Raw genomic sequence first — 15246 nt, 5'->3', positions numbered from 1 at the left:
AGTTTATGATCGACATCGAGCCTGAGGCAAAGACGTCTCAACCGAAAGCCGCGACCTCGGTGGCGTCTCGTCCGCAAACGACAAAAATTGCGGGCGGGCTCGTAGCCGCTGCGACGCTGACCGGCGTGCTTTATTTTTGGCTGTCGTCACAAAATGTGGAATCGACAGACGACGCGTTCACTGATGGCCACGCAATAATGATCGCCCCACAGGTCGCCGGCCTCGTCGCCTCGGTCGATGTGAACGACAATCAATTCGTTCATAAGGGCGATGCTCTGATTCACATCTCTCAGCGCCCGTTCCTGATCGACCGCGGGTCCGCACAGGGCGCTCTGGATACGGCGAAAGCGCAACTCGAGGGCCTGCGCCTCGGCGCGGAAATCGCGCGCAAAAATTTCCCTGCCCAGCTCGCGCAAGCTCAGGCGCAGCTTGCAAACGCGCAGGCCGTTGAGACGCGCGCATTCGCCGACTACCAGCGCCAACGAAGCCTGCCGCCAAAAGCGACGACCCAGCAGGAAATTGATGCAGCTGCCGCCGCTCTGAAACAGGCGAAAGCGCAAGTGGCGCTCGCGCAAGCGCAAGTGCTTCAGTCCGAACCTGCGCCCCAACGCATCGGCGAAGCGGACACGCAGGTCGGCCAATTCGAGGGTCAGGTCGAGACCGCGCAAGCAAGACTTGATCAATCAAATCTGAATCTATCCTGGACGAACGTGACCGCGCCGCAGGACGGCTGGGTAACGAAGCGCAACGTCGAGGCCGGAAATTTCGTTGCGGTCGGTCAGCAGATAATGTCGCTCGTCGCGACCGAAGTCTGGGTGACGGCGAATTTCAAAGAAAATCAGCTTGCACATATGCGTTCCGGCCAAAATGTCGACATAGAGGTCGACGCCTATCCGCAACTCGCGCTCAAAGGCCATGTCGACAGCATTCAACGCGGCGCAGGCGCAAAATTCACCGCCTTCCCGCCCGAGAATGCCACCGGAAATTTCGTCAAGATCGTGCAGCGGGTGCCGGTTAAGATCGTCATCGACTCCGGCCTTGATCCCGCGATCCCGCTGCCGCTCGGCGTCTCGGTCACGCCGCGAGTCTATCTCAAATGAGCGCGACCGATGGCGCGGACGCGCATTCCGAATGGAAGCCCAAGGCGAACCGTTGGGCGATCGTCGTCGTGGTGACGCTAGCGGCGTTTATGGAGATTCTCGACACGACCATCGTCAATGTGTCGCTGCCGCATATCGCCGGAAGCCTCTCAGCAAGTTACGACGAATCGACTTGGGCGCTGACGTCCTACCTCCTCGCGAATGGCGTTGTGCTCATGATTTCGGGTTGGCTGTCTTCGCTTTTGGGACGGAAGCGCTATTTCATCATTTGCGTCGCGATGTTCACAGTCTGCTCTTTCCTCTGCGGCTCCGCGACGAGTCTCGCGCAGCTCGTGTTCTTTCGTCTGCTGCAGGGGTTTTTTGGCGGCGGCATGCAGCCCTGCCAGCAGTCGATCATCCTCGACACGTTTCCGCCGGAGAAGCGCGCAGCGGCGTTCGGCGTGACTGCTATCGCCACCATCGTCGCACCGGTGCTTGGACCGACGCTCGGAGGCTATATCACGGACACGTATAGCTGGCGCTGGGTGTTCTTCATCAATGTCCCCGTCGGCGTCGGCGCGATCTTCCTCATCTCCGCGCTTATCCAAGATCCGCCGTGGCTCAAGCGAAGTTCGCTCGCGGACATCGATTATGCCGGCCTCGCGCTGATCATGCTCGGCCTTGGCGCGTTGCAGGTCACGCTCGACCGTGGCCAGGACGACGATTGGTTCGCCTCTCCCTTCATCAAACTAATGGCGGCGCTCGCTGTCGTAGGCATAATCGGCGCGGTCGTCTGGCTTCTTCGCGCGCGCAAGCCGGTCGTCGATCTCTCTGTGTTGAGGGACCGAAATTTCGCCACCTCCTGCGCGCTGATCGGCGCTACAGGCGGTATTCTCTACGCAGGCGCCGTGGTCATCCCGCAATTCACGCAAACGATTATCGGCTATGACGCCACGTGGTCGGGCCTTGTGCTGTCGCCCGGCGCGCTGATGATCATTCTCATGATCCCGGTCATCGGGCGCATCATGCCGCTGGTTCAGACGCGCGCCCTCATCCTGATCGGCTTTCTCACCATGGGGGCGTCCTTCTTCTATTCGACGCGGCTCACGACCCAGATGGATTTCTCCTCCCTCGTTTTCCTCCGCGCGACGCAAACTGCGGGGCTGGCTTTTTTGTTCGTGCCCATCAGCACCATAGCATTCGCCCAGGTCCCCCGGGAGCTCAACGGCGACGCGACGGCGCTGTTCGTAATGCTGCGCAACGTCTGCGGATCGATCGGCATTTCGGTCGCAAGCGCGCTGATCTTGCGTCGTTCGCAGACGCATCAGGCCTATCTGTCGCAATGGGCGACGCCGCTGCACGAGCCTTTCAACGCGCTGGTCGAGACCTACCGGCGCGCGCTCTCCGCCTTGGGTTATGTCGGGCAGGCCGCGCACGACGCTGCGCTCGGCAAGGTCTATCAGGTTTATCAAGAGCAATCCGCGACGCTCGCCTACGCGGACGTCTTCCTTGTGGCGGGACTCGTCTCCTTCGCTGTCGCGCCGCTTTGCTTTCTGCTGTCATCTCGGAAGGGAGGCGGCGGCGCCGCTGCGCATTGACGATGAGAATGTTCAATGGTCTGTCCGCGCGATTTTGTGCGACCCTCGTCCTCGCCGCGTCCCTTGTCCGTTGCAGCGTCGGTCCTGATTTCGTCCCTCCGGATCCAAAACTGCCGCAGAAGTCCTATCTCGGGAGCTCCGAGATCGCCGGCCCAAGCGCCGAGCGGGCGTCAGGCCTCCATCCTGCCTGGTGGCGGCAGTTCAAGGATGCGACTCTCGCGGCGCTGGTCGAACGCGTCAGCGGCGCTAATCTTGACGTGCGCATCGCGACCGAACGACTCTGGCAAAGCCGCGCGCAACGCGACGCTGCGGCCGCGGCGCAACTGCCCCTCGTCAACGCGTCGGGACAATATACGCGCGAGCTGTTGAGCAATAATGGCATTGTGAGTCTCGGCAGCGCCTTCAACAATGGCGTTCCCCTGAAAATTCCGCCGATCAACATCTGGCAGACGGGCTTCGACGCCTCCTGGGAAATCGACCTTTGGGGGCATGTGCGTCGCCAGGTCGAGGCGGCCGAAGCGCAGGCCGAGTCGCTGGAATATCAGCGCCGGGACATGCTGGTTTCTACGGTCGCCGAACTCGTGCGCGATTACGTCGAACTGCGCGGCGTGGAGGCGCAGATCGCGATCACCAAGTCCAATCTCGCCAGCGCCAAAGAAATTGCGCATTGGACAAAGCAGCGCGCCGATCGAGGCGCCGCGACTTATCTCGACGTCGAGAACGCCGCCGCACAGGTTGAGAGCGCGCAGGCGCAGTTGCCCGCGCTCGCCAACCAGGAGTCGGCCTATATTGATGCGATCGGTCTGCTGCTCGACGAGCCCCCGCAGGCCCTGCGCGCGACGCTCGCGCGCCGCGGACCGCAGCTGTTGTCGCCACCGCGCCCGCCGGTCGGCCTGCCCTCCGAACTTGCGCGCCGGCGTCCCGACATCCGCCGCGCAGAAGCCGAGCTGCATGCGGCGACGGCGAACATCGGCGTGACGATCGCTGAATTTTATCCGTCCTTCAAGTTCAACGGGGCGGTCGACTTCAACGCCCTCGACGCAAAGAAGCTCTTTCACGGTGCGTCGTTGCAGTATCAATTCGGCCCGACGGTGTCCGTGCCGATCTTCGACGCCGGCCGCCTCAAGTCGCAACTCGAGCTGCGCGACGCGCAATCGCGCGAGGCGGCGCTGGTCTATCACAAGACTGTGCTCACAGCCTGGACGGAGGTGGTCGACGCGCTCGTCGCGTTGCGCACGGAGCAAACGCGCTTTCTGCGGCTCAATGCGCAAGCGGCGCATCAGCGCGAGGCGCTTGCGCTTGCGCGCGCGCGTTACAACAGCGGGGTTTCCGATTTCATCAACGTGCTCGACGCGCAGCGCCAGGCGTTGCAGGCCGAACTGCTGGAGGCTCAGAGCCGCACGATTGTCGCGACCAATTTTGTCAAGCTCTACAAGGCGCTCGGCGGCGGATGGGAAGGCGATTTTCCCGTCGTTGATCAGACGGAGCCGCAATCGGTCGCCCACTTTGCGCCGCCCTTCGTCGCAGGCACGACAACAGCGCGACCGTAAGATTCGTCGTGGAATGGTCGCGCGCGTCGTCGTCGAACGGCTGCGCGGGCGGTCTCATCTGCCTTGCGGCGATTTATTTGCCATCCTACCTTCTCCTCCTCGGCGCTTTGCCATTTTGGGATGCTTTGCGTCATCGCTCGGGGTTGCGAGCGGCGCTCAGTGGCGTCAACGCGACGGTGGTCGGGATTCTTCTGGCGGCGCTCTACACGCGGTTTGGACGAGCGCAATTGTCACGCCCGCAGATTTCGGGCTCGGCCTTCTCGCCTTCCTCCTGCTGGTGTCTTGGCGGACGCTCGCTTGGTTGGTGGTCGAGCGCAACCGTGCTCGCAGCGGTCGCATAAGGCCTTATTGATATGGAACCGAGCCGTCGCTCCTGGCGAATGACCGCTCCGGGCGCTCGAGACTTCCCCCGTCGAGGCGGACTGATGACGCTCGAAGATTGGAAGAAGGTCGTTCATGTTCGGCCGCGCGGGCATTGAATTGTTGCGGAAGCGAATGCTGCCAATCCAATAAATCCATCTCCCCAGAAAGTGACGAAGACCCGCGCGGAAGGAGGCGAGCCGGGCTCGCGCGTTTTCTTTGGTCAAGTCGGTGTCGAAGCCGCGGAATCGTCCAGCCCGCAGATCTCAGGAACCAATATACACGAAGCGCGGCGCCCGAAGCCTCGCGGCCAGTCTTGCTCGGTTGACGCTTTGTCGAGGTTAACGACAATCAATCGAAATTGCCGGGATCGATTCAGCACTGTGATGAGGAATTCGCCGTAAGCACAAGCAGGCGGAGTTACAAAAAACTTGAGAGTTCCTTCATGCGGCCTATATCGGAACCGGGGCGATCGGCTCGCTCCTTCATGCGGGATCGCGGCGGCAATGTCGGGATCATATTCGGATTGAGCTTCGTGCCGGTCGTCATGATGGTCGGCGCAGGAATCGACTACGGCCGCCTCGCGGCGGCGCGCGGCTCGCTGCAGCGGGCGGCGGACGCCGCCGTGCTCGCGGTGGCCAAAGGCATCGTCAGCTCGACCACGGATCAGCTGGCGCGCAGCCAGGCGCAGGTCTATCTCACGACAAATTATCGCAACCCCACGGCGACCGTGACCTCGACGACGATCGCCACGGATCGGCTGTCCTTGTGCGTCACAGCGCAGGCTCAGGTCGTGACATCGGTCATGAAGATCGCCGGAACGAGCGCGATGTCGACGCAGGTGACGTCCTGCGCGGCGCTGCAGGGTGGTATCAGCCCGACCGACACTTATGAGATCGCGCTGGTGCTCGACAATTCCGGCTCCATGAGCGAGAGCACGAGCGGCACAACCAAGATCCAGGCGTTGCAAAGCGCCGCGACGAGCTTCGTGAACACCATGTTCACGAAGGCGCCGGGGCGAGTCAAATTCGCGATAACTCCCTTTGCGGGCGGCGTCGTCGCCGTCGATCCGAACGTCTCGGCCAATCGAGCGCTCTCCTGGATCGATCTGGATGGAGCCAATTCGCAGCATTGGGTCGTCTTCGGCGGCGAGACCGCTGCGAGGGCCGCCGGCTTCACGAGTCGTTTCGACATTTTCAGCAAGCTGAAGAAGCGCAACTCCGCGCTGGATTGGCGCGGATGCTTCGAGGAGTCCGCCTATCCCTATAATGTGCGCGATCTGACGATCTCTTCGACTGACCCGGAGACGCTCTTCGTCCCCTATCTCGCGCCGGACGAGCCGGATCCGTCTGGCTACAGCTATTATAGCAATTACGGGAACGATTATCTCGGCGACAATGGCTCGGGCTCGAACTGCAGCGACACGGCGAGCGGCGATTGGGCAAAGCTGACCCATGTCTGCAAATATAAGGCGACCAGCTCGCTCGGCGGGAGCTTCGGCCCGTCGGCGTTTTTCGGGCCGAACCAGTTTTGTCCCGACAATTCGACGCAGACGGTTCTGCAGCTCACCTCGACGCAGACCACGGTCAACAGCAAGATCGCTCAACTTTCCGCGAACGGCAACACCAATCTCCATGCCGGATTCATGTGGGGCTGGCGGACGATCTCGCCGGTCGGGCCCTTCGCTCAGGGCAGGGTCTATAGCGCCTCCGGCAATCACAAGGTCATCGTGTTCATGACTGATGGATTCAACAATTGGGGAACACAGACGGGCACTGTGGTCGGCTCGGACTATGAGTCGCTCGGCTACTACACCTACAATGGCGCCGCGAACACGCGCCTTCCGGACGGCTCGTCGGGCGACGGCGTCAATTACCGTTCGGCGCTGACGGCCTCTGCGGGAAGCTATTCGAGCTATCTGTCGACGTCGCGCAGCGCCGAGGACGATCTGACGCTCGAAGCCTGCGCAAACGCCAAGGCGGCGGGAATCGAGATATTCACCATTGGCTTCTCGATCCCGAACGATCCGATCGACGCCCAGGGACTGACGCTGTTGAAGAACTGCGCCACCAACGCCTCGCATTATTTCGCGGCGACCGACGCGGCGAGCCTCAATCTCGCCTTCTCGACGATCGGGACGGGGCTCGGCTCGCTGCGGCTGACGCAGTGAGGAGAGGTCAGCGCTTCCGGCTTGTGAAGCGTAAGCGTAGCTTTGATCCCTATTCGGGTCATCATCACTTTCCGTGCTCGACCATTGACGAAAGCGGTAACATCCGCGCGCGCAGGAGTTCGGCTCCTGCGCGGCCATACATCGAGCGCTTGAGAGTTTTCAGCCGTTTGATTTGTCCTTCTGTTTGTCCGTTGCTCCAAGCTTCCGTCACTCCATTCTTGACGGTTTCGATGTCGCGTCGCAACGTGCGGACGAAACGCTGGATGGCGAATGGCCCGGAGTGCTGCACATCGTTCAGCCAGGTTTCGAGCCCCTCGACGTTCTTGCTGCGAGGAATGCCGCGAAGGCGCATGGCGAGTCCGCGCATAATCACGAAGTCCGGTTAAGCGTCTTTCAGAGCCGCTACCTTCGCCGCCTGAGCCGGCGTCAACTGACCACGCGGCTTCATGCAGAGCACGGCGGCACCCATACGGGGCCATCAACTCGCCCTGCATCCCCGTCTCACGCCGCATCGACATCGATACACCCCGGCCGAATCTCGCCGCAAAACGGAATCAGGCAGACGCGACTTCGTCAACGGGCTGCTAAACCAACCTGTCACTTCCGAATACATCCGAACCCGAAAACAAGAAAAGCGGTCACTCGAGCGACCGCGGTTCGAAACTCGTCCATCGGACGCCCTTTCACAGAGACGCGAGATGCTATCGCTGGTCGTATTTTGACTGCGCTTGCCTGACTTGCTCCCAGTTTTCCTTGGCCCAATCGACCAGCCCTTGCGTGGGCCGCAACAGGCTCTTTCCGAGGTCCGTCATCTCATACTCGACCCGAGGAGGGACCTCGGGAAACACCTCACGGATCGCCAATCCGTCGCGTTCGAGATTCTTCAGGGTCGCGGAGAGCATCCGCTGCGAAATTCCCGGAATCGCGCGTTCGAGTTCGGAAAACCGCGCCCGCCCACCGAGTAGGTCGAGCGATAGCACGACGAAGATCGTCCACTTGTCACCGATCTTCGTCAGCAGCTCGCGCACCGCCATGGGGTCCGAGCTTCGGCAGATCGCGGCAGGGTCCAATGGGACGGTCTTGCCCCGCTCCCTCATGGGTTACCTCGGTGTTAGTGGCTGAAACAAAAGTGCCTTCTTCTTCGATATCAGGTTCTGATTTATATGTGGCTCTCATTCCATAAGCAACTTTCCGAAGCGCAAGGAGAGACCCAGATGCCCGACCTGAAATATGCCGCTTACGAGCCCGCGGCCCCGTATTTCGACCTCGTTCGGGGGGCAGTTGGCGACCTCGTCGAGGGCAAGCACTTTTTCGACGTCGTCACCAACGACACCATCTACGAGGTGCGCTACGACGTTCCGGGCTGGCCCCGCATCATCAAAGGGCGGGCGGATCTGATGGCCGCCTTCCGCGGTTATGTCGAAAGCATCGTGCTTCAGTCCGCCAACGAGTTGATCGTCCACAAAACCGATGATGGCCGCGTCATCGTCATCGAATACGAAGTCCACGGAACGATCCTCGCGACCGACGCGCGATACGACAACCGGTTTTGCTCGATCATCAGGATCGAAAACCACAAGATCGCACACTGGCGTGACTACATGGACTCGCTCGCAGCCTGGAACGCTTTGACGGCGCAGGCAAGGAGGTAAGGCCATGAAGCAAATTCTGATGATCGAAGTGAGCCCAAGAGAAACGGATTCGGCGAGCCGGGCGGTCGCCGAAGCGCTCGCCACGCGGCTCACCAGCCTCTATCCATCGGTAGGACTGCTCCGCCGGGACCTCGCCGCCGAGCACCTGCCGCATCTCGACGGGACCACGCTCCGAGCCATCTCTACGAGGGACCCGCTCGAAGCGGAGAGGCTGAAGGACGCTGCCCATCTATCGGACGAACTGACCGACGAGGTTCTGGCCTCCGACCTTCTGGTTATCGCAACGCCGATGTGGAATTTTGGAATTCCATCCGCGCTGAAGGCCTGGATCGACCTCGTCGTGCGGCCGGGCCGGACGTTCCAATATGCCGAAGGCTGTAAATGCCGATTTTAATTTCCCCAGAAGCGCCGAAGTAAAATTCCCCAGTCTGGCGGGCGTGGCGATCAGCCGTCGATGTGATCTGCTCCTCCGTTTTTGGGCGGTCGTCCGCGGCGCCTGAGCGTCGGCGGGATCGGCGCCGGCTGAATGCTGGCTTTTGTCCGAACATGTTCGGGCAAGAGGTCAGCGTGCTCGCGCAGGCGATAGCTGGAGCCTTCGATTTGGAAGACGACGGCATGATGTAGGAGGCGGTCGAGAAGCGCCGTGGCGACGACGGCGTCGCCGAAGATGTCGCCCCATTCCGCGAAGCCGCGGTTCGAGGTGAGGATCATCGCGCCTTTCTCATAGCGGGCGTTGACGAGCTGGAAGAACAGATTGCCGCCGCCCGGCGTGACCGGCAGATAGCCGATCTCGTCGACGATCAGCAGCGCGAACCGGCAGAAGTAGCGGATCTTCTCCCGCAGCGTTCCCTCGCGCTCGGCTCTGGCGAGCACCGCGATGATGTCGGCGAGGGAGGCGAAGTAGACGCTGCGGCCGGCTTTGACCGCTTCGACGCCGAGCGCCAGGCCGAGATGGGTTTTCCCCGTGCCGGGCGGGCCGATGAGATGGACGGCTTCGGCGCGGTCGATGAACTGCAACTCGGCGAGCGCCATGACGCGGCTCTTGTCGAGCGAGGGCTGGAAGGAGAAGTCGAAGCCGGCAAGCGTTTTGACGGCGGAGAGGCGCGCCATCTGAAGAGCCATCCGGACGCGGCGGTTCTCACGCAGGGTGAGTTCCTCGGCGAGGAGAATGTCGACGACATCGAGCGCCGTGGCTTCGCCGCGCTCGACGGCGCGCAGGGTGACGTCGAGGATCTCGAGGGCGCGCGGCATCCTCAGGCCGACGAGATTGCGTTTGACGCGGTCGATGATCGCGGAGGGAGCGGCGTTCATCGTGAGCCTCCCTGCGCGGCCAGGCGGCGGCCCACCGCGTCATAGAAGGCCAGAGGGCGCCGCGCGGCATGATCGCCGGCACGCCGCAACACGGGCTGCGGCTCTTCGGGCGGGCGTCGGCCCGGCGCTGGCGACGGCGTTCGGCGATGCGCCGGATCGAGACACTTCTCGCCGCGGCTTTCGAGCGGCGCATGTGTGGCGATCAGCTCGCCGTCCTCGAAGATGCGGATCGCGTCGGCGAAGACATGGACGTCGAGGACGCGCCGCCGCGTGGTGTCCGGCACGCTGTAGAGATTGCCGCCGACGCTGACCATGCCTTCATGCGAGGCGCGTCGTTCGAGCCGCAGCACCGCCTGATAAGCCATGGCAGGCAAAGCTTCGAGCGCCGCCTTCTCTTCGGCGAAGGCCTCGTCGACGACGCGCTTCGTCGTGGCATGGACGCGCGGATTGGCGATCGTATCGAGCCAGTTCCGGAGCTGAGCATTCAGATCGTCGAGATCGCGGAAGGAGCCGCCGAGGAAAAAATCCTCGCGGATATAGCGGAACGGCCGCTCGACCTTCCCCTTCGTTTTCGCGCGATAGGCTTTGCAGGCGCGCGGCCGGAAACCGTAATGGCGGGCGAGATCGAGTAGCGTGCGATTGTAGACGACGAGACCGTCCGGGTCTTCGCCGATGACAGCGGTCTTCATGCGGTCGTAGAGGATTTCGCGGGGAACGCCGCCGAGCGCCTCGAAGGCGGCCATGTGGCAGCGCAGGACGCTCTGCATGTCCTGATGCAGGACGAAGCGCGCCCAGATGAAGCGGGAATGGCCGAGGACCATGGAAAAGAGCCAGACGATGCGCTTGACGCCGGGCGCGTCGAGGAACTCGAGGTCGAAGCGGGCGAAGTCGACCTGCGCCTGCTCTCCAGGCGGGGTTTCGAAGCGGACCTCGAAGCCTTTGGGACGCGGCGGGCGAAGCTCACGCAGCAGGTCGGTGACAGCGGTATAGCCGCCGGCATATCCATGCCCCTTAATCTCCCGCCACAGCCGACGGCCGCTCAAGGCCGGATAGGCGGCGAGGCGCTCCCGCAGATAGGCCTCGAAGGACGCGATCGCGCGCTCGCGCGGCGGTCTGGCTTTGTAGCTGGGCGCCGCCAGCCCCGCGGCGATGTGCTTGCGGACGGTCTTCCGGTCGATTCCGAGCTGGCGCGCAATGGCGGACACCGAGACGCCCTGACGATGTAGTTCCAGGATCATGACAATTTCCCCGAGTTTGATCACCGCGCCCTCCCTCCCGCCGAGGGGAGCAGCATCGGCGAATTGGCGCGTCGCCGGGCCTTCCAGGGCATGCCCTGGAAGGCCCGGCGTCACGAAAACTGGGGAATTTTCAATCGGCACATTTGGGGAGTTTACGCCCGGCACTCACAGGCGGAGCGCTCGGTCTGGCGAAGAACAAAAAGGCCATTCTGATCCTGGCCTCAGGCGGCGTCTTCACGGACGGGCGCTGGCGTTCATGGGATTTCGTCGAGCCTTACCTGCGGCTAATCCTCGGCTTCATCGGCATCACGGATGTGCAGGTGATTCGCGTCGAGGGCATGAACATCCCGGCGTTGGCGGCCGATGCCGTGCCGAAGGCGAACAAGGGCGTCGAGGCATTGGTTCTTTGAAAGCCCCCATGGCCCAACCACGCCAGAGCGATCGCGCGACTTCTCGAGGTTCTGTAAAGAGCAAGGGGCACCGAATGACGGCTTATGGCGCGACCTCGCCGTTTCGAGACGGCGAGCGGCGAACTATGACCCGAAGGGACATTGCTCTTTGATGACCCGTAGACGTTGTTCGGAGCACGAGGCCCGAATTTCAGGGAAAAAAGGCTGGCGGACTTTCAAGCCAGGGCGCGAGGACGCTGAACCTCATAGAAGTGGCAAAGTTCATGGCGCTCCCGGGCGGGTGCGTAGACCATCCCTTCCCCAGTCGGCTTCATTCCACAAGCCTTCATGACGGCAATCGACGCTGCATTTTCCGGTTGCGCGGCGGCCTCGATCACGTCGAGATCGAGCAGGTCGAAACCTGCCGCCAACGCTATAGGTGCAAGTTCCCTCATGTAGCCCTTGCCATGGTGCTTCTCGCCAAACCAATAGCCGAGAGATCCGCGCCGACGATTCTCTTCGTCTCGGTAGATCATCACCCACCCGATTAGGTCGCCGTTGGCTGCTTTGTCGGTCACGGCGAACGGCAGCGCGTCGCCCCTGCGAGCCCATTCGCGGGCGGCCTCGATACGAGCAACCGCCATTTCGTAGGTGAAAGGGACGGGCCAATAAGCCACCCATCGGCTGACTTCCGGCGTCATCATCATGGCCGTCGCTACGGCGTCGTCGGCAACGACGCAGCGCAAAAGGAGGCGGGTCGTCTCTAACGGTCGAAATGGATCAGTTCCCATGCCCTGACGATATTAGAGGTCGACCTCACCGGCCAGTGCCGATGACAGCTTTTGGCGCCCCTTGGCCGTTGGGGCCGGTAAAGCAGAACCCCTACGAAGAGAGCTCCGACGGCGACGTTGGCGTCGTCGTTTGTTCGAGCGCGGCCTTCAAAGTACTCCTTTCTGCAAAGTGGCGGGCGCTACAATGTTTCTATCGGTTATCACGCTCCTTGCGGAGTTCGCGCAAAATAGAATCCGGCGAGCGAAGTTGTTCGAGTTCTGCCCAAGATAATTCAACAGGTTCACGAGGGGTACAAGCGTAGCAGCCGCCTTCATACGCATTGAAATCGATGCGAATTCCGTTCGCGCTCAAGGCCCATTTTGTAGGTTGAAGGCTCGCCGCGAGGAGGTCCGCCTTGGCCTCGCCATTGGCATCGTCGGGTGGGCTCCATCGCTGCTTACGCAGTTCGTTCCACACGAGCCGCTGAAATTCGGTGAACCACCGTTCGTCCGGTCCGAAAAGATCGGAAGTTCTTAACTCACGCAGCTCTGCACGAAATAAGATATTATCGACATTGCTCCAGAATGTTCCGTGGGCCGCGCCGTGCTCATATCTATCATAGAGCCAAGCGGTGCTGATCAGTTCGTCGCTAGCATAGTCGATCCGATAGTCTATGTTACAGTCAGCCCCGCCGTCATTGCATAAATCGTCCTCCCTCAGTTCGATCGTCTCCTTTACCCTCTTGTTCCAGGAGACAGCTAAGGAAGTCTCAAGATTGTCAATCTGTGGGTAGGCGATATGCCGAATGTAAAATCCGGGCATACCCCCGGTATCATCCGTGGCAGGCGCAGATAGGCAGCATAATGATCGATGCGATTGATAACGAAAGGGCCGAGCTTCCGTCCCACTTCCGAGAGCTGGTCGAGACGCTCACGATATCGAGCGTCCAGGCATTGTACTTGCGGTCGTGATCTGAATGCATGCTCAGGAGGGTTCGATGGACAGATGATATCGATGAATCCAATCCAGCTCGCCTGCGAAAGTCGAAGCTGTTCGGCTCCGTTGCGACTGAGCAAGCCACGCCGCTCCCTGTAGAGCCGGGCGAGGCGTGTATCGAGATCAGATAAGCTTCGGTCGCGGCAGATCAGCTTCTCGCGCATCGTCGTCGCCTGGGCGCAATCGAAGCTGGCGGCCATGGCGCAGGAGGGAAAGGCCACCACGAAAAAGAGCGTCGATAAAAGACCTGATAATATGGCCCGGTCCATGGTCGTCCTTTGCCACGGAAGACGAGTGAGTCTGTGTTAAGCCGACATGGCGACATTTCGCGGAAGTAGGATGGATATTAGTCCTTAACGTGTCGCAACTCTATGCTCCGCCATGTCGGGCCATGTTATATCAGGGTGATATCAAAACTCAAACTTCGAAGGTAAGGATTGTCGGTATGCGCCTTTTCTCTCTTTCTGCGTCAAGATAACTTAGGATACAGAGAATCGCTTCGCGAAACTCGGGGATTATCACTTCTTTAAACCACTCGAAAGATGGTCTGTGGTCAGATCTGAGATACAAGGCTGTTTTGTAAGATTTTTCAATATTTTGGAAAGGAAAATAGATCTCAAATAATTGCTTTTCTGGTATCCCTCGCCAATATCCTCGCAGAACAAACGTCGGGGATCGGTGGTTGTCAGAATCCAGTCGAAGCTCGTATTGTCTCGCAGGAAAGGGAATGTCCCTTATTTCCTGTCGGAGGCAATGACCGGTATCCGGGTCAAACACTCTCACTAGACTGTTGGGGGCGTGCACATATGCCATGGGGGCTCATTCTGCTTCGAATGTCACTAGCGGAGTGTAACTTCCCGTCATAAAAGCTCAAGCCAGATGTCGCGTTGGGCACGTTAAAATGTTCAGCCTGATCGCTTCATCTCGTGCAAAAGGCTGTGGGCGAGCGGACATTTTGACCCATTAGTGCCGTTTCGATGGGTCGGGTCGAGCCGCGACAGACTCCACCTTTCGTACCAAGCTTTGATCGCGACAAGGACGCAGCACCTCCATCCCGTTTCGGACATGTCTATGAGCGTCAGGGCCCGTGCCGAATCCAGAGTATGTCGGCGTTGCCCAAGCAGACCTGAAATTGGCCTATCGGCTCTACGGCGGTAGAGAGCGGTAGAGTGTACCTGATCACTTCGTCAAAAAAATTCCGCGAGAAGTCGAGCGTTACGAAGTCGCCCATGAGATTGTCGACCAGGGTCGCCGCCGCCGTCTCGAGAAATTGCCCCTAATCGAGGTCCCGTCGGCACCAGTCGGGAGACGGTTGTAGGACGGTATTTCCGAGACTGTCGCCGAAGTCAACGTCACCTGAGGGGTCGTGCGATGCTCGTCCTCAAGGGTGAAACGTGTAGAGATGGCGGCGCAGGGCCGGGCGCGGTTGCAGACCGGGTTGACGAAAGCGGTTATCTCAACGTTTGCTGTGTCGTAGGCGGGGTCTGGAGCCGTGCCGATCGTGAGGACGCAGAGGCGCGCCGCCACCTTTGTCTGGTTAGCAAATGTTACGACGACTTTCCCGCTGGGTACGGCTACACTTCGCGTGTTGAGACCAAGACGACTATATGCGTTCGCGCCATCTTGCGGGAATTCATATGATTTCGGAACAATTCGAACATCGCCTAGGCTCGGATTCTTTCCGAAGTCCAGCTTCTGCCTTTCGCTCCAGACTTCCAGTTGCTGGTCGTCAATCCATCTCAGAAAGAGGTTCGGCGCGGTATCGGCGAAATCGAAGTGCCGCTCGGTCCCATCTCTCGCACGGATCACAAGCTGGCCCCCCGTCTCGCCGTCGCCTAACATCACGTTCTCCGCGACCAGAGATCCGTCTGGGGACGCGCGCGAGCTAAACACCGTCTTGTCGCCCGGACCGCAACTGGTGAGTAGAAGGACTAAGGAGATGAGAGATGCTCGGCGCACCCTTTATGCTGTGTTCTAAGATGCAGCAGTAGTCAAGTCGAAAGGTGGCCCGTCGTCCTACTGCTACAAGTCGTAGCGTACGAAAAACGGTTGCTTGGTCTAAAACCAAGGGCGGCATTTGTCGCCTGATTATACAAAGCGGATTTTCTCTCTGTCCGGCCTTTGCTGCACGC

General features: G+C 60.6%; 14 protein-coding genes and 1 pseudogene. 8 read left to right on the top strand and 7 right to left on the bottom strand.

Annotation, left to right across the window (positions count from 1 at the left end; all coding sequences use genetic code 11):
* Positions 1-5: 5 nt before the first annotated feature.
* The 5 genes from METLW4_RS0123025 (at position 6) to METLW4_RS0123010 (ending at position 6757) form a co-directional block, all read left to right on the top strand.
* Positions 6-1100 (top strand): HlyD family secretion protein, encoded by a 1095-nt coding sequence (locus METLW4_RS0123025; RefSeq protein ID WP_018268597.1) that lies wholly within the window; start codon positions 6-8, stop codon positions 1098-1100.
* The gene (locus METLW4_RS0123020) at positions 1097-2677 is read left to right on the top strand and encodes a DHA2 family efflux MFS transporter permease subunit (RefSeq protein WP_018268596.1); all 1581 of its coding nucleotides are present in this window, start codon (positions 1097-1099) and stop codon (positions 2675-2677) included. Before METLW4_RS0123025 ends, METLW4_RS0123020 begins: the two co-directional genes overlap by 4 nt.
* An 8-nt stretch (positions 2678-2685) precedes the next feature.
* Positions 2686-4227 (top strand): efflux transporter outer membrane subunit, encoded by a 1542-nt coding sequence (locus METLW4_RS0123015; RefSeq protein ID WP_018268595.1) that lies wholly within the window; start codon positions 2686-2688, stop codon positions 4225-4227.
* Between the two features lie 8 nt (positions 4228-4235).
* The gene (locus tag METLW4_RS27240) at positions 4236-4568 is read left to right on the top strand and encodes a chromate transporter (RefSeq protein WP_245258536.1); all 333 of its coding nucleotides are present in this window, start codon (positions 4236-4238) and stop codon (positions 4566-4568) included.
* Positions 4569-5074: 506 nt separating this feature from the next.
* A complete protein-coding gene (locus tag METLW4_RS0123010; protein ID WP_018268594.1) occupies positions 5075-6757 on the top strand; it encodes a TadE/TadG family type IV pilus assembly protein in 1683 nt (560 codons plus the stop codon).
* A gap of 64 nt (positions 6758-6821) precedes the next feature.
* Here METLW4_RS0123010 and METLW4_RS25970 read toward each other — a convergent pair.
* Together METLW4_RS25970 and METLW4_RS0123000 are read right to left on the bottom strand one after the other, a co-directional pair.
* Positions 6822-7220: pseudogene (locus tag METLW4_RS25970) on the bottom strand (transposase); the annotation flags it as partial.
* Between the two features lie 238 nt (positions 7221-7458).
* Positions 7459-7791 carry a winged helix-turn-helix transcriptional regulator gene (locus METLW4_RS0123000; protein ID WP_245258535.1) on the bottom strand — a complete coding sequence of 111 codons (333 nt, stop codon included), beginning with the start codon at positions 7789-7791 and terminating at the stop codon, positions 7459-7461.
* A gap of 180 nt (positions 7792-7971) precedes the next feature.
* Between METLW4_RS0123000 and METLW4_RS0122995 the strand changes: the two genes are divergently transcribed.
* Together METLW4_RS0122995 and METLW4_RS25965 are read left to right on the top strand one after the other, a co-directional pair.
* Positions 7972-8409 (top strand): nuclear transport factor 2 family protein, encoded by a 438-nt coding sequence (locus METLW4_RS0122995; RefSeq protein ID WP_026191771.1) that lies wholly within the window; start codon positions 7972-7974, stop codon positions 8407-8409.
* A gap of 4 nt (positions 8410-8413) precedes the next feature.
* Complete coding sequence (locus METLW4_RS25965) at positions 8414-8803, top strand: FMN-dependent NADH-azoreductase (protein ID WP_018268590.1); 390 nt, start codon at positions 8414-8416, stop codon at positions 8801-8803.
* 50 nt (positions 8804-8853) lie between these two features.
* On the opposite strand, the gene istB is transcribed toward METLW4_RS25965, so the two are convergent.
* Together istB and istA are read right to left on the bottom strand one after the other, a co-directional pair.
* Positions 8854-9720 (bottom strand): IS21-like element helper ATPase IstB, encoded by an 867-nt coding sequence (gene istB, locus METLW4_RS0122985; RefSeq protein WP_018268032.1) that lies wholly within the window; start codon positions 9718-9720, stop codon positions 8854-8856.
* Complete coding sequence (istA, locus tag METLW4_RS0122980; protein ID WP_026191770.1) at positions 9717-10982, bottom strand: IS21 family transposase; 1266 nt, start codon at positions 10980-10982, stop codon at positions 9717-9719. The genes istB and istA overlap by 4 nt, the downstream gene beginning before the upstream one ends.
* 119 nt (positions 10983-11101) lie before the next feature.
* Between istA and METLW4_RS0122975 the strand changes: the two genes are divergently transcribed.
* Entirely contained in the window at positions 11102-11368 is a 267-nt protein-coding gene (locus METLW4_RS0122975) for an NAD(P)H-dependent oxidoreductase (RefSeq protein ID WP_018268589.1), read from the top strand.
* A 215-nt stretch (positions 11369-11583) separates the two neighbouring features.
* On the opposite strand, the gene METLW4_RS26770 is transcribed toward METLW4_RS0122975, so the two are convergent.
* The 3 genes from METLW4_RS26770 to METLW4_RS28960 form a co-directional block, all read right to left on the bottom strand.
* Positions 11584-12138, bottom strand: coding sequence for a GNAT family N-acetyltransferase (locus METLW4_RS26770; RefSeq protein ID WP_018268588.1), 555 nt, complete (start codon positions 12136-12138; stop codon positions 11584-11586).
* Between the two features lie 190 nt (positions 12139-12328).
* Positions 12329-12940: an RsiV family protein gene (locus METLW4_RS28140; protein ID WP_018268587.1), complete on the bottom strand. Its 612-nt coding sequence runs from the start codon at positions 12938-12940 to the stop codon at positions 12329-12331.
* Positions 12877-13314 (bottom strand): lysozyme inhibitor LprI family protein, encoded by a 438-nt coding sequence (locus METLW4_RS28960; RefSeq protein WP_371212342.1) that lies wholly within the window; start codon positions 13312-13314, stop codon positions 12877-12879. Before METLW4_RS28960 ends, METLW4_RS28140 begins: the two co-directional genes overlap by 64 nt.
* Positions 13315-15246 lie beyond the last annotated feature (1932 nt).

It is taken from the genome of Methylosinus sp. LW4 (genome assembly GCF_000379125.1).
GTDB lineage: Bacteria > Pseudomonadota > Alphaproteobacteria > Rhizobiales > Beijerinckiaceae > Methylosinus.
The sequence above is the reverse complement of the archived record's forward strand: the minus strand, read 5'-3'. Positions and strand labels throughout refer to the sequence as shown.